Here is a 24,201-nt window from a genome sequence, read left to right on the forward strand (position 1 = left end):
TCTGCTCGCGGCTCTGGGGTTCGTGATCGTGCCTTCCGTCTACGCGGTCGCCGTGTTGACGCCGTTGGGGCAGCGGGTGGAGGACGCCGCGCTCGGCGGTGTCCGCGAGTCCGACCTGTTCGGGTCGGACACCGCCCTCAACGTCATCTCGGTGCCGGTGATCCTGCTGTTGGTCGTCGTGATCGCCGCCGTCGCGTTCGCACGCAGGCGGCTCGCCGTGGGGCTCGGAGCGGGTTTCGTGGTGCTGGCGTCCGCGGCCACCTCGACGTTGCTCAAGCGTATCGCCGAGCGCCCGGAGATCGCCCAGTCGACGACGCCGAACTCGTTCCCGTCCGGACACGCGACGATCGCCCTCGCGGCACTGTTCGCCGTGCTGATGGTCACGCCCCGTCGGTTCCGCCCCCTGGTGCTGCTCGTGGGTGCTGCCTACGCGGTGTTCGTCGCCAACCAGACCGTCGTCTACGGCTGGCACCGGGTGAGCGACATCATCGGCGCCTGCGCGGTCGCGCTGTTCTGGCTCGGGCTGGTCCGGGCGCTGGGGCCGCAGGTGGACCGAGGGGCCCGAGGCGACCGCGACGGACGCCGGGGACCGCGGCGGGTGGTGACGGCACTGCTGCTCGTCGCCGTGGGTGCGGCGCTGCTCGTCGGCGTCGTCGCGCTCCTGGTCGGCACCCTCGGGGACGGCGACCACGGTGCGATGCTCCTGGCGGGTCGGCTGGCGTCGTCCGCCAGCGTCCTCGGCGTGATCACCGCGGTCTGGCTGGCCGACGGCATGCACCACGTACCGCCGACGACCAGCGCGGACGCGCCTCCCGTCCGCATCTGACCGCACCAGCGGCCGCGACGACGACCGCACCAGCGGCCGCTCAGACAGCAGCGGCCGCCACAACGACAGCCGAAGCGACGACAGCACCGGTGGGGGGAATGCCCCGGCCTGCGCTACGTTGTACTCGTCAGTTCGATGCAAACGCATGGAACCGGAACGAGCCAGCGACAGACGAGGCGGCACATCATGCAGTTCGGGATCTTCACGGTCAGTGACGTCACGACCGACCCCACCACCGGGACCACGCCGGACGACACCCAGCGCGTCCGGGACATCCTGACGATCGCGCAGCACGCCGACCAGGCCGGCCTCGACGTCTTCGCCACCGGCGAGCACCACAACCCGCCGTTCGTCGCCTCGAGCCCGACCACGATGCTCGGCTACCTGGCCGGCGTCACGAAGGACATCACCCTCTCGACGTCGACGACCCTGGTCACCACGAACGACCCGGTGCGGATCGCCGAGGAGTACGCGATGCTGCAGGTCATCTCCGACGGACGCATGGACCTCATGATGGGCCGCGGCAACACCGGCCCGGTCTACCCGTGGTTCGGCAAGGACATCCGGCAGGGCTTGAACCTGGCGGTCGAGAACTACGCGCTGATCCGCCAGCTCTGGGAGAACGAGGTCGTCAACTGGCAGGGGCAGTTCCGCACGCCGCTGCAGGGTTTCACCTCGACCCCGCGCCCCCTCGACGGCGTCGCGCCCTTCGTCTGGCACGGCTCGATCCGCACGCCCGAGATCGCCGAGCAGGCCGCCTACTACGGCGACGGCTTCTTCCACAACAACATCTTCTGGCCGATCCAGCACACCGAGCAGATGGTCGGCCTCTACCGGCAGCGCTACGAGCACCACGGCCACGGACGTGGCGACCAGGCGATCGTCGGCCTGGGTGGGCAGTTCTTCGCGCGGAAGAACTCGCAGGACGCCGTCGACGAGTTCCGTCCGTACTTCGACAACGCCCCGGTCTACGGCCACGGCCCGTCGATGGAGGACTTCACCACCCAGACCCCGCTCACCGTCGGGTCGCCGCAGCAGATCATCGACCGGTACGCCGCGATGAAGGACCACGTCGGCCACTACCAGCGCCAGCTGTTCCTCATCGACCACGCGGGACTGCCGCTCAAGACGGTGCTCGAGCAGATCGACATCCTGGCCGAGGACATCGTGCCGGAGCTCCGCCGCATCAACGAGTCCGACCGGCCCGCGCACGTGCCGTCGAACCCGCCGACGCACCTGGAGCGCGTCGCCGCCGCACACGCGGCCGGCACGGCCGGTGCCGACCACGTGGCGGCGGTCGACGAGTGGACCGGCGCGTCGGTCTGACCGGTCGCGTGACCCCATGACGGACGGGAGGCCCGGTGCCAGCTGGCACCGGGCCTCCCGTCCGTCTCGGCGCGCGTCCCGAGGCTCGGCGTGCGTCCCCAGACTCGGCGCCTGTCCCTGGACTGGGCATGGGTCCCGAGACTCGGCTCAGCGGACGGGATCCGTCTCGCGGTCGGGCGAATGTGTCCGCCGTGCCGAGCCTCGGCCAGCGGCGCGCGGGGCGCGCTGCGCCGCCGGGCGCGCGGGCACCAGCTTCAGGCCGACGACGCAGCCGACGATGCCCGCGATGAACAGCAGGCGGAGGAGCGTGACCGGCTCCGCCCCCGTCGCCATGCCCCAGAGCACGGTGAGTGCCGCTCCGGTGCCGGTCCAGACGGCGTAGGCGGTGCTGATCGGGATGTGCTTGAGCACGTACCCGAACGCGCCGAGGCTCAGCACGATGGTGACGGCGAAGACGAGTGTCGGCCCCGGACGGGTGAACCCGTCGCTGGCCCCGAGGGCGGTGGCCCAGACGGTCTCGAACGCGGCGCTGACGAACAGCACGACCCAGGCCATCAGCTGACCACCTTGAGGCCGACGACGCACGCGACCAGCCCGAGGACCAGACCGAGGCGGGCGAGGGACGCGGCCTCCTGCCGACGCAGGACCGCGACGACGACGGTCAGCGAGGCACCGATCCCGACCCAGACGGCGTAGGCGGTGCCGACCGGGATCTCCTTCATCGCGAACGCGAGCCCGACCATGCTCAAGGCCATGCCGGCGACGAAGACGATCGTCGGCACCAGCCGCTTGAACCCGTTCGACGCCCCGAGTGCGGTGGCCCAGACGGCTTCGAGCACGCCGGACAGCACCAGGATGACCCATGCCATGGTGTTCCTCCGATCCGAAGTCGTACGACTGTGCGACTTCACGGGGACCAGTTCTAGCACGAACTCGTACGGTCGTGCGACAATTGCCGGATGGCGCGCAGCATCGACCTCGAGGAACGCCGCCGTACCGTGTCCGCGGCGGCCTGTCAGGTCCTCGCCCGCGACGGCCTCGGTGCCCTGTCCGTCCGGAACGTCGCCGCCGAGGCAGGGCTGCCCCCGAGCACCGTCCGCTACGCCTTCCCGACCCAGGCGAGCGTCCGGGAGCACGCCATCGCATCGGTGTTCGACCGGACCCGCGAGCGCATCGAGGCGATCCCCGCAGACCTGCCGACACGGCAGTGGGCGCGGGCGGTGCTGGTCGAACTGCTGCCCCTCGACGACGAGCGCGTGGTCGAGCTCGACGTCTACCTGGCCCTGGGCAACGCCGCACTGACGGACGCCGAGCTCCGCCCGACGCTCGACCGGGTCGTCGTCGAGATGCGCCGGTGGTGTGAGCGGGTCCTCGAGGTGCTCGGGGTCCCGAGCGCTGACCTGGAGTACGAGGCCTGCCGGCTGCACGCCCTGCTCGACGGCCTCGCGATGCACGTCGCCCGGCTGGCCCCCGGGGAATCGGGGGACTGGGCGATCGACGTCCTCGAGCGACACGTCGACGGGGTCGCCCGGGCCTGACACACGGCGAGCCGGCTAGTGCCCACCGCCAGCCGACCAGTGCCCACGGCGACCCGGCCAGTGTCGACCCATGCCGGCCACTCCCGGCCCGGCATGACCAGGGCCGGACCCGCCACGGTCTACCGGGCGTGGGACGAGCCTCCAGGTCGACGCCGCGGACGGCCTCTATCCTGTCCCGGTGACGAGCACCCCCGCCCGCCCCGTCACGACGCGCCCGCGCAGCCTGACCGGCCCCGGTCTGGTCCTCGCCGCCGTCGTGGCGCTCCTCGCCGTCCGCGTGCTCTCGCCGGCCGTCGGGACCGCCGGCCTGCCCGACGTGGTGCAGGACTTCCTGACGCTCGCGATCAGCGTCGTCGTCGAGTCGCTGCCCTTCGTGGTCCTGGGCATCGTGCTGTCGATCGTCGTCGAGGTCTGGGTGCCGCACGGGGTCCTCGAGCGCATCCTGCCGACCCGGCCGCTGCCCCGGCGCGCGGTCATCTCGCTCATCGGCATGCTGTTCCCGGTCTGCGAGTGCGGCAACGTCCCGCTCGCCCGCGGCTTGATGCTCCGCGGGTTCACCCCGGCCGAAGCGGTCACGTTCCTCGTCGCCGCACCGATCCTCAACCCGCTCGTCATCATCAGCACCGCGCAGGCCTTCGGCTGGTCCGGGTGGATCCTGCCCGCCCGGATCGTCGGCGGCTTCGTCGTCGCGAACCTGGTCGGCTGGATCGTCGACGCACACCGCCGTCCGGCAGACCTGCTCCTGCCCGCGTTCGAGGCCCGCTGCCGCGCAGCCGTCGGCGCCCCGCCGGTGCGTGACAAGTGGCGCGAGAGCGCGTCGCACTTCGGCGGCGAGACCGCGACGATGATGCCGGCCCTGTTCGTCGGCGCCGGGCTGGCCGCCGCGATCCAGGTCGCGGTGCCGCGGAGTGCCCTGGTCGCGGTGGGGTCGAACCCGGTGCTGTCGGTCGTCGCGATGATGCTGCTGGCGATGACGGTGTCGCTCTGCTCGAACGTGGACGCCTTCTTCGCGCTGTCCTTCGCGTCGACGTTCCTGCCCGGGTCGATCACCGCGTTCCTCATCATCGGGCCGATCATCGACGTCAAGATGATCGCCCTGCTCCGCACGACGTTCCGCGCCCGCTTCCTGGTGCTGCTCGCGGTCGTCTGCGCCCTGTTCGCCGCGACCGTCGGATTGGTGATGAATGTCCTCGTCTGAGCAGCACCTGGTCAAGCACGAGCACGAGCACGAGCACGGGTCGGCGAGAGCCGTCAGCCGTGCCGACCGCACCGCGGTGCGCCGCGCCCTGCTCGGGCTCGGGTCCGTCCTGGCCGTCGCCCTCGGTACCCTCTGGCTGGGCCTCGCCGACCACCTCGACCTCTACATCAACCCCCGGTACGCCGTCTTCACGCTGGTGCTCGCCGCCGTCGCGGTGCCCGCCTCGGTCGCCGGACTCGTCGTGGTCGCCCGCCACGGCAGCCACGCCCACGACGGGGACCCGGAACCCCGGCCGGGAGGCGGTGGTCGCCTCCTGCACGTCGTCCTCGGCTCGGTCGCAGCGCTCGTCACGATCGGCACCGTCGTCGCGATGCTCGTCCTGCCCCCGACGACCCTGTCCGCCCGGACCGCCCAGCAGCGGAGTGTCGGGTCGGCGTCGCTGTCGGACGCCACGGGCGCCGGGGCACCGGTGTCGCTCCTCGGCAGCGAGTCGGTCGACACGTCCGGCTACGGTGTGAAGGACTGGGCAGCGCTCATCCGGCAGAGCACCGACACGACCGCGCTCGTCGGCCGCAAGCTCACCCTCACCGGGTTCGTGGTGCCCGCGTCGGACGGCTCGTTCACCCTGACCCGCTTCGTCGTCAGCTGCTGCGCGGTCGACGCCCAGCCGGTCGGCATCGGCGTGACGACCGACGGCACGCTGCCGACGGAGAACCAGTGGGTCCGGGTCGAGGGCGCCCTCGCCGCGAACCCGGACACCGCCTCGGACGCGCGGCTCGTGATCCGCGCGGCGACCGTCACCCGGGTCAGCCAGCCCTCGGACCCGTATGAGTACTGACACCGGCACCAACACCGACGTCGACGCCGTCCGTCCCCGACGTCCGGTCACCCACCGCTTCCGCCGCCGGTTCACGGCCGTCGTGGTCGTGCTGGCCGTGGTCGCCGCGCTCGCCGCCGTCGCCGGGGCGCAGCAGGGGCCCCGGCTGCGCTCGGTGTCGTACGACGCCAGCGACCTGGTCACCCGGCCCGCGCAGCGCGTGATCCTCACCGCGAACCAGGCCGTCCAGCGCGTCCCGGCGTCGGCGGTCCGGGTCAGCCCCGCGGCGGCGTTCTCGGTCACCTCGAGCGGCAACACCGTCGCCGTCGAGTTCGCCGGCCCGCTCGACTACGACCGCGACTACACGCTGAGCATCCGCGGCGTCCGCGCCCCGGGACAGGCGGCGGCGTCGCAGCTGCGCACCACGATCCGGACCGGCAGCACCGACGTCCTCGCCGTGGTGCCGGGGCGGAACGGCGGCGCCGACCGGATCGTCCGCCGGGACCTCGGTGCCGCCGGCATCCGCACCGTCTACCGGGCGGCGGGCATCGCCGAGTACGCGGTCCTCGCCCGCTCCCTGGTCGTGCTGCGGAACGACCCCTCCGGGCACTCGGCGATCGACATCGTGCCGCTCGCCGGTGGGGTGCAGGACCCGTCGGTCCCGGTCGAACGGCTGTCGATGCCGAGCCCGGTCGGCACCGCGAAGGCCCTGCACGCGGCCGACGACGGGGCTTCGTTCGGGTTCGTCTACGCCGACACCTCGTCCGGCCGGTCGGAGGACGTCGGCCTGTACGACGTCGACCTGACGGGCACACACCAGCCCGAACCGGTCGGGGCGGACGGCAAGCCCGCGATCGGCGCGACCCCGCTGTCGGTCGCCCAGTGGGCGTACGTGCCGCGCACCGAGAGCGCCCTGGTCCGGACCGGCACCGACGACCTGGTGCTCGTCGACATGGGCGGACGGAACGCCCCTGTCCGGCTCGGGTCCGCGACCTACCTGCACGGCTTCGTCGGCTCCGGCACGACCGCCGTCGTCGAGACCGGTACGGGCATCGTGCAGCTGGACCTGACGAACGGCCGCCGGACCGCGCTGCCCACGCCGGCGGCGAGCACCGACCAGCCGTACCTCGGGCGCATCGCCCCGCTCGCCGAGGGGCGTTACCTGCGACTGGTCGGGTCGACCCGGACGGACGGCACCCTGGCGGCCCGCATCGTGCGGGTGGACGGGGCACGGGCCTCCCGGCTGGCGGTGACCATCCCCGACGACGCGAGCGTGACCGCGGTCTGCCCCTCGCCGAACGGGCAGTTCGTCGCCCTGGCGACCCGTTCTGCGGACGGCGCGCTCGTCACGGTCGTCGACGCCACGTCGGGTGCGCTCGAAGCATCCCTGGCAGGCACGGCGATCGACTGGTGCACGGCGCTGCCGACGGGCGACGAGGTCGGCTGAGCGCGGCCGGCGCCGCGTGGCCGGCGCCGCGCGGCCGAGCCGCCGCCGGGCCGTCGCGGCTACTTGCGGAGGGTCCGCCGCGGGTACTCGCCGAAGCGCCGCAGGTACTCGCCCGAGAACCGCCCCATGTGCGAGAAGCCCCAGCGCGAGGCGATCTCCGCCACCGACGCGGTCCCCGGCTCCGCCGCGAGCAGGTCGGCACGCACCTGGCGCAGCCGGACCTCGCGCAGGTAGTTCATCGGCGTGCGGTCGAGCGTCCGCTGGAACGACTCCTGCAGCGCCCGGACACTGAGGTCCGCCGCCTGGGCGATGTCCGTCACGGTCAACGGCCCGCCGGCGTGCTCGTGCAGGAACTCGACGGCCTTGCGGACGCGTGTGTTGCGGCGCTCGCCGTAGCCCTCGGGCTGCACCTCGGCCTGCAGCCGGTACAGCCCGAAGAGGGAACGGACGACGTCACGCTGCGCCTCGTGCCAGGCGAGGGACTGCCGGCCCGCGGTGCGGAGGGACTGGACGGCCCCGGCGACGGATCCGCGCCACACCTGCACGGCGGCCGCGGTCGGCGGGGTCGAGCGGTCGAAGCCGAGCGTGCCGTCGACGATGTACTGCTCGCGGGCCACGTCGAGGACCAGGTCGCGGTCCAGGTGCACGAGCCGCTGATCCCAGTTCTCGTACTCCATCTCGAAGCGTCGCTCGATCGGGAACAGCGTCGGGACGCCGGGCTCCATGCGGACCTCGTCGCGCCCGACGTCGACCCGGGCGCGGCCGGCGTCGAGCCACTGGACGACGACCTCGTTCTCGACGGCGACGTCGCCGCGCAGGTACCCGTGCATCTGCGACCGGCGGATGCTCATGCGGTCGTCGCCGACGCCGACGTACTTGTACCAGTAGTCGTGGTCGACGGGGGAGGAATACCAGGTCCGGCCCGCGTACATGCCGGCGAGGTCCTTGACGGCGCCGCCGGTGTCGGTGCCCGACACGGCGACGATCGCGCCGTTCGGTGCCGAGTTCTCCGGATTCGTCATGACTCCACCTTCCCTCGCTCGGGATCGTGACGCGAGTCGCTGCGTGCGCTGCCGTCCCGGGACGGCGTTCCGCGGACCTTGCCTGGGAGATGTCGAGGTCCCGGCCAGGTTCGCGCCCGTATCGGGGGACAGCGGGTCCGGACGGGGGGACCACACGACGGGAGGCCCGCCACCAGCTGGTGACGGGCCTCCCGTTCGCGGTGTGGACCGGCGGGACGACGTGCGTGACGTCGCGCGCAGGTCGTTACGCGAGCGTCGCCGCGTCGATGACGAAGCGGTAGCGGACGTCCGAGGCGAGGACGCGCTCGTAGGCCTCGTTCACCTGGTCGGCGCTGATGAGCTCGGTCTCCGGCAGGATGCCGTGCTCGGCGCAGAAGTCGAGCATCTCCTGCGTCTCCTGGATGCCGCCGATCGCGGAACCCGCCCAGCTGCGGCGGCCCGGGATCAGGGCGAAGGCCGGGACCTCGAGGGGCTCGGACGGCGCACCGACGTTGACCATCGTGCCGTCGACCTTGAGCAGGTTGAGGTAGGCACCCATGTCGACCTTGGCCGACACCGTGTTGATGATGAGGTCGAACGAGTTCGCGAGCTTCTCGAACGTCTCGGCGTCCTTCGTCGCGTAGTGGGCCTTCGCGCCGAAGCGGAGCGAGTCCTCCTGCTTCGAGGTGGTCTGCGACAGGACGGTGACCTCGGCGCCGAGCGCCGCGGCGATCTTGACGCCCATGTGACCGAGGCCGCCGAGGCCGACGATCGCGACCTGCATGCCGGGGCCGGCCTTCCAGTGGTGCAGCGGCGAGTACAGCGTGATGCCGGCGCAGAGCAGCGGGGCGACCTTCTCGATGTCGAGCGACTCGGGGACGCGGAGGACGAAGTCCTGGTCCACGACGACGGCCTGCGAGTAGCCGCCCTGCGTGATCGTGCCGTCGGCGGGGTCGACGCTGGCGTAGGTGCCGATGTTGCCCTTCAGGCAGTACTGCTCCTGGCCGGCGAGGCACTGCTCGCACTCGCCACAGGAGTTGACCATGCAGCCGACGCCGACCAGGTCGCCGACGGCGTACTTCGTGACGTCCGCGCCGACCTCGGTGACGTGGCCGACGATCTCGTGGCCGACGACCTGCGGGTACTGGATGGGGCCCCACTCGCCGCGGACGGTGTGGATGTCGGAGTGGCAGATGCCGGCGTAGGCGATGTCGATCATGACGTCGCCGGGCAGGAGGTCGCGGCGCTCGATGGTGGTCTTGACGAGCGGTTCGGTCGCGGACGGTGCCGCGTACGCGTTGACGGTGCGCAAGGGTCTCCTCGTGGGGTGGGGATGTCGGGCCGGGTGCGGCCCGCCAACGATCCTGCTCCGGTTGCGCGACACGTGACAGGTACGGACGGGGCACCCCTCGGGTTGCCCGGGGGCGCGTGGCGTGCTGCTTGCCAGCGGCATCGGGCGTGCTGGCCGCGAGCGGCGTCAGGCGTCCTGCGCCCGTGCGAACCGCGCGCCGGCGATCCGGGCGAACCGCACCGGGTCCCGGAGGGCGTCGTCGGGCTCGCCCGTGGTCTGCGTCGCGATGACCGTGAGCGAGGCGGCCAGCGCGAACCCGTCGACCGACGTCTCCACCACCCCCGCGACCAGCGCCGTGGGGATCCCGCGCGCCTCGGCGAGCGCCCGGACCACCGTCGGCGCCTTGCCGGCAGCGCTCTGCGCGTCGAAGCAGCCCTCGCCGGTGACCACGAGGTCGGCCCCGGTGACGGCGTCGGACAGTCCGATGGCGTCCGCGACGGTCGCGGCGCCGCGCGCGAGGACGGCGCCCCAGGCCAGGAGGCCGAAGCCCGTCCCGCCCGCGGCGCCTGCGCCCGGGGTCGTCGGGTCGACGTCCGGGAAGCACGCGGCCCAGCGGCTGAGCCGCGCCTCGTGCACGGCCAGACGGTCCGGCGTCACGCCCTTCTGCGGGCCGAACACGGTGGCGGCGCCGTCGGGTCCGAGGAGCGGCGAGGTCACATCGGTCAGCACCACGGCCCCCAGCGGCGGCAGGGATCGGAGCGTGCCGGTGTCGACGGGAGGCACGTGGTCGAGCACCGCCCCGCCGGTCACGCCCGCCGGCACCGCCGTCCCGAGCGCGAGGCCCAGCGCCTGCAGCGCACCCACGCCGCCGTCGGTCGAGGCGCTGCCGCCGATGCCGAGGAGCAGCCCGGTCGCTCCGGCGTCGAGGGCTGCGGCGATCGCCTGCCCGAACCCGGTGGTGTGGGCGGTGTCGGGGCGGAGGTCGTCGAGGAGCGTCAGCCCGCTCGTCGCCGCCAGCTCGACCAGGGCGCGGCCGTCCGGCAGTCGGAGCCAGGCCGTCTCGACGGGCCGGTCGTCCGGTCCGGTCACGGTCACCGCCACGCGTTCGCTGCCCGGTACCGCGGCGGCGACGGCGTCGAGGGTGCCCTCGCCGCCGTCCGCCATCGGCAGCAGGACGAGGTCGTCGTCCGGTCGTTCGCTCCGCCAGCCGACGGCGACGGCGTCCGCGATCTCGGCCGCCGACGCGGTGCCCTTGAACGAGTCCGGTGCGATGACGACGCGCATCCGCACACGCTACTGGCTTCCCCGGAACGCAACCCTGGCGGCGTCACACCACGGAGTACCGCTGCGCGATGACGCCCCCGTTGCGTTTCGCGGACCCACCCCGCGGGGAGCCCGGGCGGGGCTGAGTACCGTCCGGACGATGACCGACGACCGCCGCCGCGAACTGGGATCCACCGACGCCCCCGTGGAGGACGAGCTCGCCGAGTCCTTCGACGCCACCATCGAGGAGGGCGCCGAACGCCTGCACCGCACGACCCGGGCGATCGTCATCACCGGGTTCTTCGGCGGCCTCGAGGTCGGCCTCGGCGTGATGGCGTACCTCGCCGTGCTCACCGAGACCGACAGCCACCTGCTCGCCGGTCTCGCGTTCGGCATCGGCTTCATCGCCCTGCACCTGGCGCACAGCGAGTTGTTCACCGAGAACTTCCTGATGCCCGTCGCCGCGGTCGTCGCCCGCGAGGGGACCGTCCTGCAGCTCGTGAAGCTCTGGGGCGGCACCCTGCTCGCGAACCTCGCCGGCGGGTGGGTCTTCATGTGGCTGGTGGTGCAGGCGTTCCCGCAGTGGCACGCCACCCTCGCCGAGTCCGCGTCGCACTACATCGACGCGCCGTTCGGGTTGCAGAGCATCGTGCTCGCCGTCCTCGGTGGCAGCACCATCACGCTGATGACCCGGATGCAGCAGGGCACCGACTCGGACCCGGCGAAGCTCGTCGCCGCCGTCGCGGGCGGGTTCCTGCTGGCGGGCCTGCAGCTGTTCCACTCGATCCTCGACTCGCTGCTGGTCTTCGGCGCGATCCAGTCGGGCGCGCCGATCACCTACGGCCAGTGGCTCGGGTGGTTCGGGTACACGCTGCTGTTCAACGTGCTCGGTGGGCTGGTGCTCGTGACGGCACTGCGGCTGCTCCGCACGAAGGAGCTCGTCCAGGACCGCCGCGACGACGCCGAGGACGACCCCGAGCGCGCGGCGACCGAGCAGGACTGAGACGGGGCGGACCGGGAGCGCCCGCGTCAGAGGGCGAAGCGCGGGTGCGGCTCGCCGCCCATCGCGAGGTCCGCCAGCATCTCCCCGACGAGCGGCGCGAACTTGAACCCGTGCCCGGAGGACCCGGTCGCGACGGTCACCGGCCCGCGCCGGTCGAGCACGAAGTCCTCGTCCGGGGAGTTGTCGTACAGGCAGCTGATCAGCGTCGGCCGCGACGCGTCCACGCCCGGCACGAACCGCTCGACGTACGCCTGCAGCCGCGCCACCTCGGCCGCGTCGGGCGTCCGGTCGCGGTCGTCCGGGTCGACGACCGGCCCGGTGCCGTGGAACCCGACCTTGACGCCCTCGCCCGGCGTCAGCAGCCCGTAGACCCCGCCGCCGTCGGCCGGGTGGTGCACGAACGAGGGCCACGCCTCGTCCGGCAGGTGGCTGGGGAAGTGGGCGGGCTGCTCCTGGGTGACGCGGATGGCCGGGAGGCTCGCCCCACGCCCGGCGAGCAGCGCACCCACCAGCGTGGGCGCCCAGGCACCGACGGCCGCGACGACACTGCCGGTGCGGACCGTGGTGCCGTCCCCGAGGGGCAGCGTCACCGTGTCGCCGGCGTCGTGCACCTCGGTCACCCGCACACCGAAGCGCAGGTCGGCGCCGGCTGATGCTGCCAGGTCGAGCAGGGCCTCCAGGGCGTCCGCGGCACGGATCCGGCCAGCGGTCGCGTGCGACAGGACGTGCCCCTCGAAGGCGATGCCGGGCCAGCGGGCGGCGGCCTCGGCCGGGGCCAGCCGTTCGGCGGCGATCCCCGCGGCGTCGAGGGCGGCGGCGATCGCGTCGACGACCTCGGGGCGTCCGTGGTCGACGGCGCCGGTGTGGTCGAGCAGGGTCCGGCCCGACGCGGACTCGAGCGCGGCCCAGGCGTCCCAGGCGCGCAGCGTCAGCTCGACGTAGTCCGCGTCGGGGTAGCCCATGCGGAAGATCCGGCTGCCCCCGTGCGAGGAGCCGTGCACGTGTCCGCGGTCGTGCTGTTCGAGCAGCAGGACGCGCTCGCCGCGGGCGGCCAACGACCGCGCGGTGGCGGCGCCGAGGATCCCGCCGCCGATGACCACGTGGTCGAACGCGTGCGTGGTCGGTCCGTCGGTCGAGGGTGCGATGGCCATGACGACACCGTATGGGTTAGGGTTCGACGCAGAGGGAAAAAACCCGCTCTGCTCCGGCAGGCGGAACCGCGTACGCGTCTCACGGGAGTCGCCACTTCTTCATCGAAGGAGTGCACCCGTGCACGGACGAACCTCATCAGCTCCGACTTCATCGGCACCGACCGGCTCGCCACCCGCTGGGCTCCGCGACGCCTGGCTGCCGCTCGCCGGCCTGTCCGCGGTGTTCCTGTTCGAGATGCTCGACAACTCGGTCCTCAACGTCGCCCTCCCCACCATCGCCCGCGACCTGGCCGCCTCGACGACCGCCCTGCAGTGGGTGTCCGGCGCCTACTCGGTGGCCTTCGGCGGGCTGATGCTGCTCTTCGGTTCGGTCGCCGACCGCGTCGGCCGTCGTCGCACGATGCTCGTCGGCCTGGTGCTCCTGGCCGTGGCGAGCCTGGCGACCGTGTTCGTCACCTCGGTGGAGCAGCTCATCGTCGTCCGGGCGCTGATGGGCGTCGCCGCCGCGATGACGACCCCCGGCTCGATGGCGCTGGCGTTCCGGCTCTTCGGCACCGAGGACCTGCGCGTCCGGGCGTTGACGGTGATCTCCACCGCCGGGCTGGTCGGCCTCGCCGTCGGACCCACCATCGGCGGGTTCGTCCTGGCCGTGGCACCGTGGCAGGTCCTGCTCGTCGCGAACGTGCCGATCGCCCTCGTCGCCGTCATCGGCATCCGCGCGGGCATCGCCGCCGACCGCTCGGAGGACCTGCACCGCGACCCCGTCGACGTCATCGGGGCGGTGCTCGGCACCGCGAGCATCGTCGGCGTCCTCGTCACCCCGACGCTCGTCGTCAGCGGCGCTGCCGGCTGGGCCGGGTGGGCGGCCGGAACGGCGACCGTCCTGGTGGCCGTCGGCTTCGTCGTGCGGGAGCGCACCGCACGCCACCCGCTGCTCGACCTGCAGCTGATCGCCCGACCGCTGGTCTCGAGCGGGCTCGCCTACAAGGCCGCCGCAGGGCTCGCGATGGCCGCACTGTCGTACGTGGTCACCCTGCAGCTGCAGTTCGCCTGGGGCTGGCCCCCGGCGCTCGCCGCGGTCGGGACGCTGCCCCAGGTGGTCGTCCTGCTGGCCAGTGGCCGCTTCGTCGGGCCGTTCGTCCGACGCGTCGGGCTCGACCGGGCCGCACGCCTCAGTGCCGCCGCGGTCGTCGTCGGCCTCGCCGTGTTCGCCCTGACCGCACGACTCGGCTACCCCGGTGTCCTGGTCGCCCTCGTGCTCGTCGCGGCCGGCATGCGCGTCGTCGGCGCCGTGGCCGGCAACAACGTCCTGCAGGGGCTGCCCGCCGACCGGACGTCGATCGGTGCCGCGCTCGTCGACACCGCGAGCGAGGTCGCCACCGCCGTCGGCATCGCTGCGACCGGCACGATCCTCGCCGCCCTCGTGCCGGGCAGCCTCGGTGCGACGCCCTGGACACCGGACCGGACCGCGGCGTTCGACGGCGCTGTCGCGATCGCCGGAGTCGTCGTCACGATCGTCGCCGCCGTCCTGGTCGTCGTCGGTGTGCTCCGTGCCCGCACCGCCCCCGCAACCACCACCACCGCTCAGGAGGAATCCCATGTCTGACGTCATCACCCGCCCGCCGTTCGACCCCGAGCTCGGGCCGTTCCTCGACGCGCTCGCCGCACGCGGACCGTTCCGCCTCACGCCCGAGATGCTGCCCCGGATGCGCCAGCTCGACGTCCCCCTGGAGACGCTCGACGACGGACTGCGTGCGCGCGGTCTCGAGCGTCGGAGCATCACGGTGCCCGGGTACCTCGGCGACCCGATCGAACTGGCGGTCATCCAGCGCATCGGCCGCACCGGTCCGACGACCGGGGTCTACACGATCCACGGCGGCGGCATGATGTTCGGCCACCACCTGGGCAACCTGGACTCCTACGACGACTGGCTGCTCGACCACGACGTCGTCCTCATCAGCGTCGACTACCGCCTCGCCCCGGAACACCCGGACCCCTACCCGGTCGAGGACTGCGCCGCCGGCCTGGTGTGGGTCGCCGAGCACGCCGACGAACTCGGCATCGACCCGGACCGCATCGTCATCGCGGGGCAGAGCGCCGGCGCGGGACTCGCGGCCGGGACCGCGCTCCTGATGCGCGACCGGGGCGGCCCGGCCGTCCTCGGCCAGATCCTGGTGTCGCCGATGCTCGACGACCGCGACCGCACCGTGTCGACGCAGCAGATCGACGGTGTCGGGGTCGCCGACCGTCAGATGACCCGGTCCGGCTGGGACGCCTACCTCGGCGAGCGCCGTGGTACCGACGATGTGTCCGAGTACGCCGCCCCGGCACGCGCGACCTCCCTGGCCGACCTGCCGCCGACGTACATCGACTGCGGCAGCGCCGAGGTGTTCCGCGACGAGACGGTCGCCTACGCCAGCGCGCTCTGGGCCGCGGGCGTCGACGCCGAGCTGCACGTGTGGCCCGGGGCCTTCCACGGCTTCACGAGCATGGTGCCCGACGCCACGGTGTCGCGGCGGGCGGTCTCGGCCTTGGCCGACTGGACCCGGCGACTGCTCGGCGAGCCGCACCCGGTCCGTACCGAGCGCGGCTGAACACCGTCACGCTGTGGTCGAGAAGGACCGGGTCCGCCGACGCAGAGCGCGTCGGTGGACCCGGCCTCACTCGTCCGGTCGATCAGCCGCGCGTGTGACCGTGCGCCCCGGTGATCGCGGCGATGGTCTGGTCGCGCAGGTACGCGACACCGGCGGCGTTCGGGTGCAGCGACCCGAAGAGCAGGCCGTAGCCCGTGTCACCGAGCTGCGTGCTGTTCGCCGGGTCCGGGTGGTCCGTCAGGGTGAGCCCGGAGATCCAGGCCGAGCCCGCCGAGGCGCACGCGGTGTGGGCCGCGGACCCGTCGAAGGTCGAGACGTAGGTGAACCCACGAGCCTGCGCCGCTGACTGGATGGCGCCGTCGAGCTCCGCCTCGGTCTTGTGGAAGTACGCGGTGTCGGTGCTGGTGAACGGGAACGAGTTCTGCGGGAACGGCGGCTCGAGCCCGGAGTCACCGATGATGCTCGAGAAGCAGCCCTTCGGGGACTGGGCCGCGTCCGGCGCGATCATCGGGTACCCGACGACGAACACCTTCGCCCGTGGTGCGCGCTGCGCGATCGTCCGGAACGTCTGTGCGAGCCGCGGCGCGACGGTGTTCTTGATGCGTGCGGCGAGACGGTCCCGCTCGACACCGTGCACGACCGGGGAGTAGTGGTCCTTGCAGTGGTCGTAGCTCACGCCGTTGATGTCGGAGAACAGCGGACCGTCCTGGCCGAGCGCGATGCAGTTCGTGACCACGTCGGTGAAGCCGAGGTCGTTGCCACCGATCGAGATCGTGACGACGTCGGTGCTCGCGGACAGTGCAGCGACCTGCGGGGCGGCGGTGACCTTCCCCGCACCGGTCGGCTGCGGCACCCGGGTGACGTTGGCGGTCGTCGCGCCGGCGCAGCTCCGATCGTCGAGTCGGAGGCCCAGGGACGATGCGACCTGGTGCGGGTAGTCGGTCGTGGACTGCGCGCAGCCGGCCGCCGGACCCGAACTGTAGGGCGCCACGCCGAACCCGGAGGCGTACGAGTCCCCGAGCGCCACGTAGTGCAGGCCACCGCGGGACGACGAGGACGCGGCCACGGCGGAGCCGACCGACGTGCCGGTGTCGGCGTGTGCTGCGGGGAGTGGCCCGGTGGCCCCGACAGCGAGCGACGCGGCCGTGAGGACTCCACCGGTGACCAACAACGCCGTGGACCAGCGGGGGCGAGGAGCGTGACGCATGGACGGGTTCCTTCCCAGAACTCGACTCGCCAGACGATCGTCTGGCGAGTCGAGGCTAGGGCTCGTGGCGACTGACGGCCATGAGAGGGCTGCAAGCTCCGGGAGCCGGGCCCTTCAGGAGCGTCGGCTCGACGAGCCCGCTCGAGTCACTTCGAGGACGCACGCACGAAGAGGTAATCCGGGCGGGGAGCATCGAGTGTCCCGACGTAGAAGGCGAGTCCGCCGCTGTCCACGTAGCCCTGGCGCACGAACCGATCGGCATAGTAGAAGCGGATCCCGGGCGAGCTCCCCTCTGCCACCTTCCAGTGCCCGGAGAAGTTCGTCGGGTACCCGCCGTCCGCGCAACCCGGAGGGCTCGTCGCGGCGTTCCCGGTCCGGCATGCGAGGTTGATGGGGATGTTGCGCGCCGTGTAGGTCCGGTCGGCGGACACGGTGAACTCGGCGGCGCGGTCGCCGCTCTCTCCCTGGAGTCGCCAGGTGCCGGTGTAGTCCTGGGGCTCCGGCTGTGCCGGGACGACGCACCCGGTCAACGCGACCGACAGCAGCGCGATCAGCGTTGCGACGCCTACCCGGCCTCTTGTCACCACTTCACCTTCTCCGTCCATGTGGATCGCTCGACGAGGGGCGTGCCGTCCCGCAGTCCGGCCACGAACGCGGTCAGCGTCGCGCGAAGACGAAGTCCGGTTCCGGCTTGTCCGTCGTCCCAGAGTAGAAGCCGAGGGAGAAGGACTTCGCGGAGAAGCTGTCGAAGTCCCGGTACGCGACGCTGAAGAGTTGGCCGTCGCTGTCGAGCTCGAGCATTCCCTGCTCGTCGTCGAGCACCGACCACGTGCCGTCAACGGAGATCGAGCTGGCACCCGGGTTCGAGAGACATGCCTGGAGCTCGGGGCCACCGGGTGACTTGTTGCACACGAGGACGGCCGGGAAGTTGCGTGCCTCGAACTTCCCGCTCCCGGAAAGGACGAGCGTCGCGGTTGCGGCGCCGGACTTCTCGACCCACGTCCCGGAAACCCGCTCCTCGAATGCCTGGTGGGTTGGCGCACCACCGAGCGGTGCGCCAGTGCAAGCGCTCAAGAGCACCGCGGCCAGGATGAGCGTCAGAACTGCTGAAGCCTTCCTGCGGCTCACCACTTCACTGTTTCCTTCCAGACGAACTCATCTGTGACGCGTCACGCCGGTCGCGGTGTCCTCGATGGTCGCCGTGCCGTCTCCATTCTGCGTGAGCAGCGTCCGGCGGTCGTGCCCCTGTCAGCGCCAGAGGACGAGGGCGCCCGCGATCACGGCTCGGGCGCGAGCGATCTGGCCGCGGACGGTCGACTGGGGCAGACCCAGGGCGTCGGCGATCTCGGCGTAGGAGCGGTGTTCGAGGTGACGCAACTCCCAGCACCGGCGCTGCGCCGGCGTCATGCCGTCGAGGACCCGCTGTGCCGCTGCGACCAGTGACGTCCGTTCCGCGACCGCACCGGGGGTGTCTTCGGTGCACGCTGCCACGGAGTCGTCGAGCTCCGTCCGGTACCGCACCGCGGCGCTCCGCAGCCGGTCGAAGCTCCGGCGTCGGACCGTGGTCACCAGCCACGCGGTGACGGCGTCAGCGTCCCGCACCCCGTCGAGGTGTGTCCAGGCGGCGATGAAGGTCTCCTGCACGACGTCGTCCGCGTCGCTGGAACCACCGAGGATCCGCACGGCGATGGCCCGGAGCAGCGATGCGTTCCCGGCCACGATCGTCGCGAACTCCCGATCCACCGCGGCGGGAGGACGTTCTGTCGTTCCGGTCGAACCCGGCACGGTGTGGTGCGGTGTCGTCGTCGGCATGGGGTCCGCTCCTCACGAAGATGTCGTGAGGAGGTTTCGGACTCGAGTCCGGCGTCGGTGGGCGTACGGGGAACCCCAGTGCGAGGGCCAGGCCCGCGCAGCGGCGACGGTCTGAGCGGCACGTGCAGCGCCATCAGCCTGGAGGAGGAATCGGAGCGAGTGACGGGAATCGAACCCGCGCTACCAGCTTGGGAAGCTGGAGTTCTACCATTGAACTACACTCGCGCATCCCGTCGAACGGGACCGCACCAGCCTAGCGGAACTTCCGCTGGATGCCAGCCGGACGCCCGTGGCGGACGCACGCCGGGCCTCCCGTCCGCCCCTGTCTCTCCGCTGTGAGCCGCGCTCTCCGACGGACATCGCCAGGGGGCCGTGTGTAGCGTCCGAGGGGATCACCGAGCTCGCACGACCGACCCGAGGAGGAACCGGAATGGTCCGACACCCCCTCATCGACGACGTGGTCGGCCCGGCCATCGTGGTGGATTCCAGCGCCCCCGTGGTGTGGCTCACGGACTCCCTCGACTCCCTGCTGCGTCGCGCCGAAGCGGCCGGTCGCACGGTCGTCCTGCGGACCGGCCAGGAGGCTGCACTCACCCCCGCCCTGCGGCACGCGCTGGGTGCGCACGGCGCTGCGTGGGCGGTCCGCGGACCGGACGGGGCGCTCCGCGACGGCCGCACGGGTGTGCCGAACGCGAGCCTCGACGACTTCGTCACGCACGGTCCCGAACTCCTCGGCGACCCCTCGCCCGAGCACCGCGACGCCGTCGGCTCGGTCCGGCAGATCAGCATCGACCTGACCCTCCGCCACCATGACGAGCGCACGGTCGACATCGGCTCCGCGATCGAGGCGCTGTGCGAGACGGTCGGCACCTGCCCGACGCGGTGGGGCACCTCGGAACCGCTGACGTCGACCTGGGACCGGTGGGTCGTCACGCAGTACGCGATGCACGAGTCGCCCGGCATCAGCACCTCCTACGCGATCGGCGACGGCTTCGCCGCGACGATGACCGCGCACCTGACCGGCGGGGTCGTCGTCGAGACGATGTCCGCCGTCCTCACCGTCCCCGAGGGTGGGTCCGACCCGCAGCTCGCCTCCCGCCTGCTCGACGCGGTGCACCGGGTCGCCAGTGACGTCGAGCCGGTCTTCGGCGTCGTCATGCAGCGCCGCGGGGACGCCGACCACCTGGTCCGCGCGGTCGGCTACGGCGAACCCGAGCCGCTCGCGGTCATCGTCGGCCCCGAGGCCACCCGCTTCCTGGACCGCCGCGGCGAGTGGCCGCCGGTCCGCACCACCACCGACACCTTCGCGGGCGAGGTCGGCGAAGGCCTGGTCGTCCGGTTCGAGGACGGCTGGACCGCGCTCGAGTCGTTCCTCGACCGCATCGACGAGGACCGCTTCCTGCAGCTCGTCGGCGGTGCGCCCCTCGACGCCGCCCACGACGACGGCGCACTCGGGCCGCACGCGATGCAGCACGGCGGTCAGGGGTCCCCGGGTGCCGCGTGACGTGACCCTCCTCTGCCGCGGCGAGGTGCAGGTCCGTGACGTGGCCGAGGCGCTGCTGCTCCACGACGACGCGTGGGGCGTCCGGGCGCTCGACGACGGGCCGATGCTGCAGGTCTGCCGCGACGCCACGCACCCGGTCATCACGGTGCTCGGCGTGCGTCGGGTCGACGAGGTCGACGAGGTCGCCCGGCTGCTGCCCGATGCCCCGGCGCTCGCGGTGCCGCTGTGGTGGGTCGACACGGTGACGCCGTTCGACGAGGACGGCGAGCGCGGGGTGACGGCGGCGCTGGAGGCATCGCTCGACCTCGACGCGGTCTGCATCGTTCACGGGGACTGACGAGCGGTCGCCGCTCGCTGCGGGCGGCAATGCCCGACGCTGCCGCTGCCGTCGCACCTCAGGCGCAGCGGGCGCGCATCCGGCGTGCCGCGGCACAGAGGACCGGCACGTCGGTCCGCGCCGTGCCGATCAGCACGGACGCCGGGGTCTCGATCGGCCGCCGCGTCAACCGTTCCGCGAGCGCGGACACCTGCGACCACGGCACGGCCGGTTCCTGCACGGTCATCGTCGGCGGGAGACGCTGCACCGCGGCGGCGATGTCGACCAGGCGCATCCGCACGGCGTCGTGCACCAGTTCCTCGGGCAGGGCCGGGTCGGCGACGTACGTGCGGATCCGGTCGCAGGACGCGATGACGTCGTCCAGGGACTGCCGGACGGGCGCCGTCACAGCAGGACCGCCCGCTCGAGCACGTCGTCCGGCAGCGCGTCGGCGGCCAGGACGTCCACGCGGACGCCGAGCAGGGCCTCGGCGTCGTCCTGCATCCGCATCAGCGCGAACATGCCGGTGGGCGGGGTCAGGTCCACGACGAGCTCGACGTCGGCCGGCCAGTCGTCCTCGCGGTGCGGTCCGGAGGCGCCGACGAGCAGGCGGACGGCGACGGCTCCGTGCTGGGCGAGGGAAGCGCAGAGTTCGTCACGGTGCCGGTGGACCAGCTCGCGCAGGGGGAGGGGTTCGGAGACGGGCTGCAGGTCGATCGACGTGCGGAAGCCCGCGGCGAGCAGCAGACGTTGCAGGGCGGCGAGCGAGGGCTCGCGACGCCCGTTCTCGTAGGTGCTGATCACGCTCTGGGTGACGCCCGCCCGCCGGGCGAGCTGCACCTGGGTCAGGTCGGCGCGCTGCCGGGCGTCACGGATGATCGCGGCGGCGGAGAGCGTCGTCATCGACGCACGAGCGTGTCCAGGCGGCATGTCGGCAACGATACACAGGATTCCGTATTTCGTACCGGATTCCGCTGGCGACTCGGCGAACCGACCGGGAGGCCCGTTCAGCGCGGCTGGGACACGTCCGCCCGGTGGAAGTTCAGTGCCGACCGCGACGCCGTCGGTCCGCGCTGCCCCTGGTAGCGGGACTGGTAGTCCGCGGACCCGTAGGGCTTCTCGGCCGGGCTCGACAGCTGGAAGAAGCAGAGCTGCCCGATCTTCATCCCCGGCCAGAGCTTGATCGGCAGCGTCGCCACGTTGGACAGCTCGAGGGTCACGTGGCCGGAGAAGCCCGGGTCGATGAAGCCGGCGGTCGAGTGCGTCAGCAGCCCGAGCCGTCCGAGCGAGCTCTTGCCCTCGAGCCGGGCGGCGATGTCGTCCGGCAGCGAGACGACCTCGAAGGTCGAACCGAGCACGAACTCGCCCGGGTGCAGCACGAAGGCCTCGTCCGGGTCGGTCTCGACCAGGCGCGTCAGGTCGGGCTGGTCCAACGCGGGGTCGATGTGCGGGTACTTGTGGTTGTCGAACAGCCGGAAGTACTTGTCCAGCCGGACGTCGATGCTCGACGGCTGCACGAGGGCGGCGTCGTACGGGTCGAGGCCGATCCGGCCCTGGTCGAGCTGGGCGGTGATGTCACGGTCGGAGAGCAGCACGGGGGAAGCCTACTGGCCGACCCGGGCGGACGTGGCTGGTCGGGTGCGGACCAGGGGGTGGATCCACATGGTGGGTCCAGAGCGGCGCGCCTACGATGGAGGGTCCGCGGACCGCGGACGGAACCGACCCGAGACAGGTATGGCCGTCACGTCTTCTCAGCCCCAACCGGACAGCGCCACCGGGACCGACAGCGCCCACCGTCCGGACAGCGCGCAGCGTCCGGACACTGCCACCCGGACGGGAGGCCCGGCACCGGAACACGCGCCCGTCACCACCCGCACGTCCACCGTCGCGACCGTCCTGGTCATCGCCCTGCCCCTCGTGGTCGCGTGCGCGGTCCTCGGCATGACGATCACGGGCGCGTTCACCGCGAACCAGCAGCTGGAGTCCGCCGGTGACCTGGTGCAGTTCGGTCTGGTGGCCGCGCGCGGGGTCCACGACGGCGTCGCGGCGTTGACCGTCGGCCTGCTCATCGTCGCGGCGTTCGCGTTGCCGGCGCAGAAGGCCGACCACGGTGCGATGTCGTCGGTGCAGCACCGGGCCGCACGCTGGGCGGCGATCGCCGGGTCGATCTGGTTCCTGGCCGCCGTCGTCGGCATCGTGCTCACCGGGGCGAACACGCTGGGTGTCCCGCTGACCAGCCCCGTCTTCGCCCGCAACTTCCTGCTCTTCGCGTTCCAGGTCGAGATCGGCCAGTCGCTGGTCGTCTCCGCCGCCGCGATCCTCATCGCGACGGTGCTCGCGGCACTGGCCACCCGCGCCACCACCCTGGCGTTCGCGACCGTCGCGGCGCTCTTCGCGCTGCTGCCCCTCGCCCTGTCCGGCCACGCCGCGGGGTCGCTCGAGCACGCCAACGCCGTGAACTCCCTCGCCGTGCACCTGCTCGGGGTGTGCGTGTGGGCCGGCGGGCTCGTCGCCGTCGTGCTGCTCCGCACCCGGATGAAGGGCGCCACCGGACGCGTCGTCGCCCGCTACTCGACGCTCGCCGGGTGGGCGTTCGGTGCGGTGGCGTTCTCGGGCATCGTGAACGCGCAGCTCCGGCTGACCGGGCCGCTCGACCTGTTCACGACGCCCTACGGGTGGCTCATCACGACCAAGGCCACGATCCTGGTGCTGCTCGGCATCGCCGGGGTCGTGCAGCGGCGGAAGCTCGTGCCGGGGCTGCTCCGCGCGCCGACCGACCGCCGCCTGTTCGTGCGGTTCGCCCTGGCCGAGATCGTCTTCATGGCCGTCGCGATCGGTGTCTCGGTCGCGGTGTCCCGCAGCCAGCCGCCGATCCCGCAGACGCCGGAGACCGGGGCGGACACCCGCTCAGGGCTCATCGGCTACGCGTACCCGCCGGTACAGACCATGCAGACGTACCTGTCGCAGTGGCACATCGACTGGATGTGGCTCGCGCTCGCCCTGGTCGGCGCCGGCTGGTACCTGTGGAGCGTCCGGAAGCTCCGGCAGCGCGGTGACTCGTGGCCGGTCGGCCGGACCATCGCGTGGCTGCTCGGCTGCGCCGTGTTCATCTGGACGACCTCCGGCGGCCCGGCGGTCTACGGCATGATCCACTTCTCGTCGCACATGGTCCAGCACATGCTGCTGATGATGTTCGTCCCGCTGCCGCTGGTCCTCGGCGGTCCGGTGCTGCTGGCGCTCCGCACCCTGCCGGTCCGCAACGACGGCTCCCGCGGCGCTCGCGAGTGGCTGATGCTGTTCGTGCACTCGCGGTGGATGCAGTTCCTCGGCAAGCCCGCGGTCGCCGGTGTCATCTTCGCCGGGTCCCTCGTGGTGTTCTACTTCACGCCAGCGTTCGAGTACGCGATGCAGTCGCACGAGTGGCACGTCGTGATGGTCGTGCACTTCGTGTTCAGCGGGTACCTGTTCTTCTGGGTCTTCGTCGGCATCGACCCGGGCCCGGCTCGTCCGCAGTACCCGATCCTCATCATCGCCCTGCTCGCGACGCTGGCCTTCCACGCGTTCTTCGGGGTGGCCGTCATGACGTCGCAGTCGGTGTACGCGATCGACTGGTTCCACGCGCTCGGGCAGACGAACGACCGCGCCCTGCTCGACGACCAGCACGTCGGCGGCGGCATCGCGTGGGGCGCGTCCGAGCTGCCGATGGTGTTCGTCGCGCTGCTCGTCGTGCGGAACTGGGTGCGCTCCGACGAGCGCATCGCCAAGCGCAAGGACCGCCAGGCCGAGCGCGACGGCGACGCCGAGCTCAAGGCGTACAACGAGCGCCTGACCGCCATGCAGCGCCGGGACTGACCGGACCGCAGAAGGGGCACCGCTCCGACACGCGGGTACGACCGGGTGGAACCAT

The 24,201-nt window shown here is 72.3% G+C and carries 25 protein-coding genes and 1 tRNA gene; 12 read left to right on the forward strand and 14 right to left on the reverse strand.

What is annotated here, in order from left to right; genetic code table 11:
• Window positions 1-28 precede the first annotated feature (28 nt).
• A complete protein-coding gene (locus QL987_RS07700; protein ID WP_290157031.1) occupies window positions 29-826 on the forward strand; it encodes a phosphatase PAP2 family protein in 798 nt (265 codons plus the stop codon).
• Window positions 827-1,012: 186 nt separating this feature from the next.
• Window positions 1,013-2,152: a CE1758 family FMN-dependent luciferase-like monooxygenase gene (locus QL987_RS07705; protein WP_290157032.1), complete on the forward strand. Its 1,140-nt coding sequence runs from the start codon at window positions 1,013-1,015 to the stop codon at window positions 2,150-2,152.
• A 147-nt stretch (window positions 2,153-2,299) separates the two neighbouring features.
• Here the strand turns inward: QL987_RS07705 and QL987_RS07710 are convergent, their stop codons facing one another.
• Together QL987_RS07710 and QL987_RS07715 are read right to left on the reverse strand one after the other, a co-directional pair.
• The gene (locus QL987_RS07710) at window positions 2,300-2,707 is read right to left on the reverse strand and encodes a multidrug efflux SMR transporter (RefSeq protein WP_221850387.1); all 408 of its coding nucleotides are present in this window, start codon (window positions 2,705-2,707) and stop codon (window positions 2,300-2,302) included.
• Window positions 2,707-3,021: a multidrug efflux SMR transporter gene (locus QL987_RS07715; protein WP_290157034.1), complete on the reverse strand. Its 315-nt coding sequence runs from the start codon at window positions 3,019-3,021 to the stop codon at window positions 2,707-2,709. Before QL987_RS07715 ends, QL987_RS07710 begins: the two co-directional genes overlap by 1 nt.
• Before the next feature lie 90 nt (window positions 3,022-3,111).
• On the opposite strand from QL987_RS07715, the gene QL987_RS07720 reads away from it, so the two are divergent.
• The 4 genes from QL987_RS07720 to QL987_RS07735 all read left to right on the forward strand — a co-directional run bounded on the left by QL987_RS07720 (window position 3,112) and on the right by QL987_RS07735 (window position 7,152).
• Window positions 3,112-3,690: a TetR family transcriptional regulator C-terminal domain-containing protein gene (locus tag QL987_RS07720; protein WP_111076029.1), complete on the forward strand. Its 579-nt coding sequence runs from the start codon at window positions 3,112-3,114 to the stop codon at window positions 3,688-3,690.
• Window positions 3,691-3,868: 178 nt separating this feature from the next.
• Window positions 3,869-4,888, forward strand: a complete 1,020-nt coding sequence (locus QL987_RS07725; RefSeq protein WP_290157035.1) for a permease — start codon at window positions 3,869-3,871, stop codon at window positions 4,886-4,888.
• Window positions 4,875-5,726: a TIGR03943 family protein gene (locus QL987_RS07730; protein ID WP_290157038.1), complete on the forward strand. Its 852-nt coding sequence runs from the start codon at window positions 4,875-4,877 to the stop codon at window positions 5,724-5,726. The genes QL987_RS07725 and QL987_RS07730 overlap by 14 nt, the downstream gene beginning before the upstream one ends.
• Window positions 5,716-7,152 carry a hypothetical protein gene (locus QL987_RS07735; protein ID WP_290157039.1) on the forward strand — a complete coding sequence of 479 codons (1,437 nt, stop codon included), beginning with the start codon at window positions 5,716-5,718 and terminating at the stop codon, window positions 7,150-7,152. Before QL987_RS07730 ends, QL987_RS07735 begins: the two co-directional genes overlap by 11 nt.
• 59 nt (window positions 7,153-7,211) lie before the next feature.
• Here the strand turns inward: QL987_RS07735 and QL987_RS07740 are convergent, their stop codons facing one another.
• The 3 genes from QL987_RS07740 to QL987_RS07750 all read right to left on the reverse strand — a co-directional run bounded on the left by QL987_RS07740 (window position 7,212) and on the right by QL987_RS07750 (window position 10,728).
• Window positions 7,212-8,174, reverse strand: coding sequence for a helix-turn-helix domain-containing protein (locus QL987_RS07740; protein ID WP_290157040.1), 963 nt, complete (start codon window positions 8,172-8,174; stop codon window positions 7,212-7,214).
• 244 nt (window positions 8,175-8,418) lie between these two features.
• Window positions 8,419-9,465: an NAD(P)-dependent alcohol dehydrogenase gene (locus tag QL987_RS07745; RefSeq protein ID WP_111076025.1), complete on the reverse strand. Its 1,047-nt coding sequence runs from the start codon at window positions 9,463-9,465 to the stop codon at window positions 8,419-8,421.
• Between the two features lie 165 nt (window positions 9,466-9,630).
• Complete coding sequence (locus tag QL987_RS07750) at window positions 9,631-10,728, reverse strand: glycerate kinase (protein ID WP_290157042.1); 1,098 nt, start codon at window positions 10,726-10,728, stop codon at window positions 9,631-9,633.
• 139 nt (window positions 10,729-10,867) lie between these two features.
• On the opposite strand from QL987_RS07750, the gene QL987_RS07755 reads away from it, so the two are divergent.
• Window positions 10,868-11,710 carry a formate/nitrite transporter family protein gene (locus tag QL987_RS07755; protein WP_111076023.1) on the forward strand — a complete coding sequence of 281 codons (843 nt, stop codon included), beginning with the start codon at window positions 10,868-10,870 and terminating at the stop codon, window positions 11,708-11,710.
• Between the two features lie 26 nt (window positions 11,711-11,736).
• Here the strand turns inward: QL987_RS07755 and QL987_RS07760 are convergent, their stop codons facing one another.
• Window positions 11,737-12,861, reverse strand: coding sequence for an FAD-dependent oxidoreductase (locus tag QL987_RS07760; protein ID WP_290157043.1), 1,125 nt, complete (start codon window positions 12,859-12,861; stop codon window positions 11,737-11,739).
• 118 nt (window positions 12,862-12,979) lie between these two features.
• On the opposite strand from QL987_RS07760, the gene QL987_RS07765 reads away from it, so the two are divergent.
• Window positions 12,980-14,467 carry an MFS transporter gene (locus tag QL987_RS07765; RefSeq protein WP_356840325.1) on the forward strand — a complete coding sequence of 496 codons (1,488 nt, stop codon included), beginning with the start codon at window positions 12,980-12,982 and terminating at the stop codon, window positions 14,465-14,467.
• Window positions 14,460-15,455, forward strand: coding sequence for an alpha/beta hydrolase (locus QL987_RS07770; protein ID WP_290157045.1), 996 nt, complete (start codon window positions 14,460-14,462; stop codon window positions 15,453-15,455). The genes QL987_RS07765 and QL987_RS07770 overlap by 8 nt, the downstream gene beginning before the upstream one ends.
• Before the next feature lie 82 nt (window positions 15,456-15,537).
• On the opposite strand, the gene QL987_RS07775 is transcribed toward QL987_RS07770, so the two are convergent.
• The 5 genes from QL987_RS07775 to QL987_RS07795 all read right to left on the reverse strand — a co-directional run bounded on the left by QL987_RS07775 (window position 15,538) and on the right by QL987_RS07795 (window position 18,699).
• The gene (locus QL987_RS07775; protein WP_290157046.1) at window positions 15,538-16,662 is read right to left on the reverse strand and encodes an SGNH/GDSL hydrolase family protein; all 1,125 of its coding nucleotides are present in this window, start codon (window positions 16,660-16,662) and stop codon (window positions 15,538-15,540) included.
• 146 nt (window positions 16,663-16,808) lie between these two features.
• Complete coding sequence (locus tag QL987_RS07780; protein WP_290157048.1) at window positions 16,809-17,267, reverse strand: hypothetical protein; 459 nt, start codon at window positions 17,265-17,267, stop codon at window positions 16,809-16,811.
• Between the two features lie 52 nt (window positions 17,268-17,319).
• Window positions 17,320-17,793, reverse strand: a complete 474-nt coding sequence (locus QL987_RS07785) for a hypothetical protein (RefSeq protein WP_290157051.1) — start codon at window positions 17,791-17,793, stop codon at window positions 17,320-17,322.
• Between the two features lie 117 nt (window positions 17,794-17,910).
• Window positions 17,911-18,474 (reverse strand): sigma-70 family RNA polymerase sigma factor, encoded by a 564-nt coding sequence (locus QL987_RS07790; protein WP_290157054.1) that lies wholly within the window; start codon window positions 18,472-18,474, stop codon window positions 17,911-17,913.
• A 154-nt stretch (window positions 18,475-18,628) separates the two neighbouring features.
• Window positions 18,629-18,699: transfer RNA gene (locus QL987_RS07795), tRNA-Gly, on the reverse strand.
• Between the two features lie 205 nt (window positions 18,700-18,904).
• On the opposite strand from QL987_RS07795, the gene QL987_RS07800 reads away from it, so the two are divergent.
• Together QL987_RS07800 and QL987_RS07805 are read left to right on the forward strand one after the other, a co-directional pair.
• Entirely contained in the window at window positions 18,905-19,978 is a 1,074-nt protein-coding gene (locus QL987_RS07800) for a DUF6177 family protein (RefSeq protein ID WP_290157055.1), read from the forward strand.
• A 1-nt stretch (window position 19,979) separates the two neighbouring features.
• Window positions 19,980-20,315: a hypothetical protein gene (locus tag QL987_RS07805; RefSeq protein ID WP_253466766.1), complete on the forward strand. Its 336-nt coding sequence runs from the start codon at window positions 19,980-19,982 to the stop codon at window positions 20,313-20,315.
• A gap of 58 nt (window positions 20,316-20,373) precedes the next feature.
• Here the strand turns inward: QL987_RS07805 and QL987_RS07810 are convergent, their stop codons facing one another.
• From QL987_RS07810 to dcd, 3 genes are all read right to left on the reverse strand, one after another.
• Window positions 20,374-20,703 (reverse strand): hypothetical protein, encoded by a 330-nt coding sequence (locus QL987_RS07810; protein ID WP_290157057.1) that lies wholly within the window; start codon window positions 20,701-20,703, stop codon window positions 20,374-20,376.
• Window positions 20,700-21,224 carry an XRE family transcriptional regulator gene (locus tag QL987_RS07815; RefSeq protein WP_290157058.1) on the reverse strand — a complete coding sequence of 175 codons (525 nt, stop codon included), beginning with the start codon at window positions 21,222-21,224 and terminating at the stop codon, window positions 20,700-20,702. The genes QL987_RS07810 and QL987_RS07815 overlap by 4 nt, the downstream gene beginning before the upstream one ends.
• A gap of 77 nt (window positions 21,225-21,301) precedes the next feature.
• Entirely contained in the window at window positions 21,302-21,889 is a 588-nt protein-coding gene (gene dcd / locus QL987_RS07820) for a dCTP deaminase (protein ID WP_290157061.1), read from the reverse strand.
• 139 nt (window positions 21,890-22,028) lie between these two features.
• Between dcd and QL987_RS07825 the strand changes: the two genes are divergently transcribed.
• Window positions 22,029-24,146 carry a cytochrome c oxidase assembly protein gene (locus tag QL987_RS07825; protein WP_290157063.1) on the forward strand — a complete coding sequence of 706 codons (2,118 nt, stop codon included), beginning with the start codon at window positions 22,029-22,031 and terminating at the stop codon, window positions 24,144-24,146.
• The last annotated feature ends 55 nt before the right edge of the window (window positions 24,147-24,201 follow it).

It is taken from the genome of Curtobacterium sp. APC 4022, assembly GCF_030407555.1.
Classification (GTDB): Bacteria; Actinomycetota; Actinomycetes; order Actinomycetales; family Microbacteriaceae; genus Curtobacterium.

Coding starts and splice junctions, on each gene's coding strand:
- QL987_RS07705 (WP_290157032.1), top strand. CDS start 1,013: ATGCAGTTCGGGATCTTCACGGTCAGTGACGTCACGACCGACCCCACC.
- QL987_RS07710 (WP_221850387.1), bottom strand. CDS start 2,707: ATGGCCTGGGTCGTGCTGTTCGTCAGCGCCGCGTTCGAGACCGTCTGG.
- QL987_RS07715 (WP_290157034.1), bottom strand. CDS start 3,021: ATGGCATGGGTCATCCTGGTGCTGTCCGGCGTGCTCGAAGCCGTCTGG.
- QL987_RS07720 (WP_111076029.1), top strand. CDS start 3,112: ATGGCGCGCAGCATCGACCTCGAGGAACGCCGCCGTACCGTGTCCGCG.
- QL987_RS07730 (WP_290157038.1), top strand. CDS start 4,875: ATGTCCTCGTCTGAGCAGCACCTGGTCAAGCACGAGCACGAGCACGAG.
- QL987_RS07735 (WP_290157039.1), top strand. CDS start 5,716: ATGAGTACTGACACCGGCACCAACACCGACGTCGACGCCGTCCGTCCC.
- QL987_RS07740 (WP_290157040.1), bottom strand. CDS start 8,174: ATGACGAATCCGGAGAACTCGGCACCGAACGGCGCGATCGTCGCCGTG.
- QL987_RS07750 (WP_290157042.1), bottom strand. CDS start 10,728: ATGCGCGTCGTCATCGCACCGGACTCGTTCAAGGGCACCGCGTCGGCG.
- QL987_RS07755 (WP_111076023.1), top strand. CDS start 10,868: ATGACCGACGACCGCCGCCGCGAACTGGGATCCACCGACGCCCCCGTG.
- QL987_RS07760 (WP_290157043.1), bottom strand. CDS start 12,861: ATGGCCATCGCACCCTCGACCGACGGACCGACCACGCACGCGTTCGAC.
- QL987_RS07770 (WP_290157045.1), top strand. CDS start 14,460: ATGTCTGACGTCATCACCCGCCCGCCGTTCGACCCCGAGCTCGGGCCG.
- QL987_RS07775 (WP_290157046.1), bottom strand. CDS start 16,662: ATGCGTCACGCTCCTCGCCCCCGCTGGTCCACGGCGTTGTTGGTCACC.
- QL987_RS07780 (WP_290157048.1), bottom strand. CDS start 17,267: ATGGACGGAGAAGGTGAAGTGGTGACAAGAGGCCGGGTAGGCGTCGCA.
- QL987_RS07790 (WP_290157054.1), bottom strand. CDS start 18,474: ATGCCGACGACGACACCGCACCACACCGTGCCGGGTTCGACCGGAACG.
- QL987_RS07800 (WP_290157055.1), top strand. CDS start 18,905: ATGGTCCGACACCCCCTCATCGACGACGTGGTCGGCCCGGCCATCGTG.
- QL987_RS07815 (WP_290157058.1), bottom strand. CDS start 21,224: ATGCCGCCTGGACACGCTCGTGCGTCGATGACGACGCTCTCCGCCGCC.
- QL987_RS07825 (WP_290157063.1), top strand. CDS start 22,029: ATGGCCGTCACGTCTTCTCAGCCCCAACCGGACAGCGCCACCGGGACC.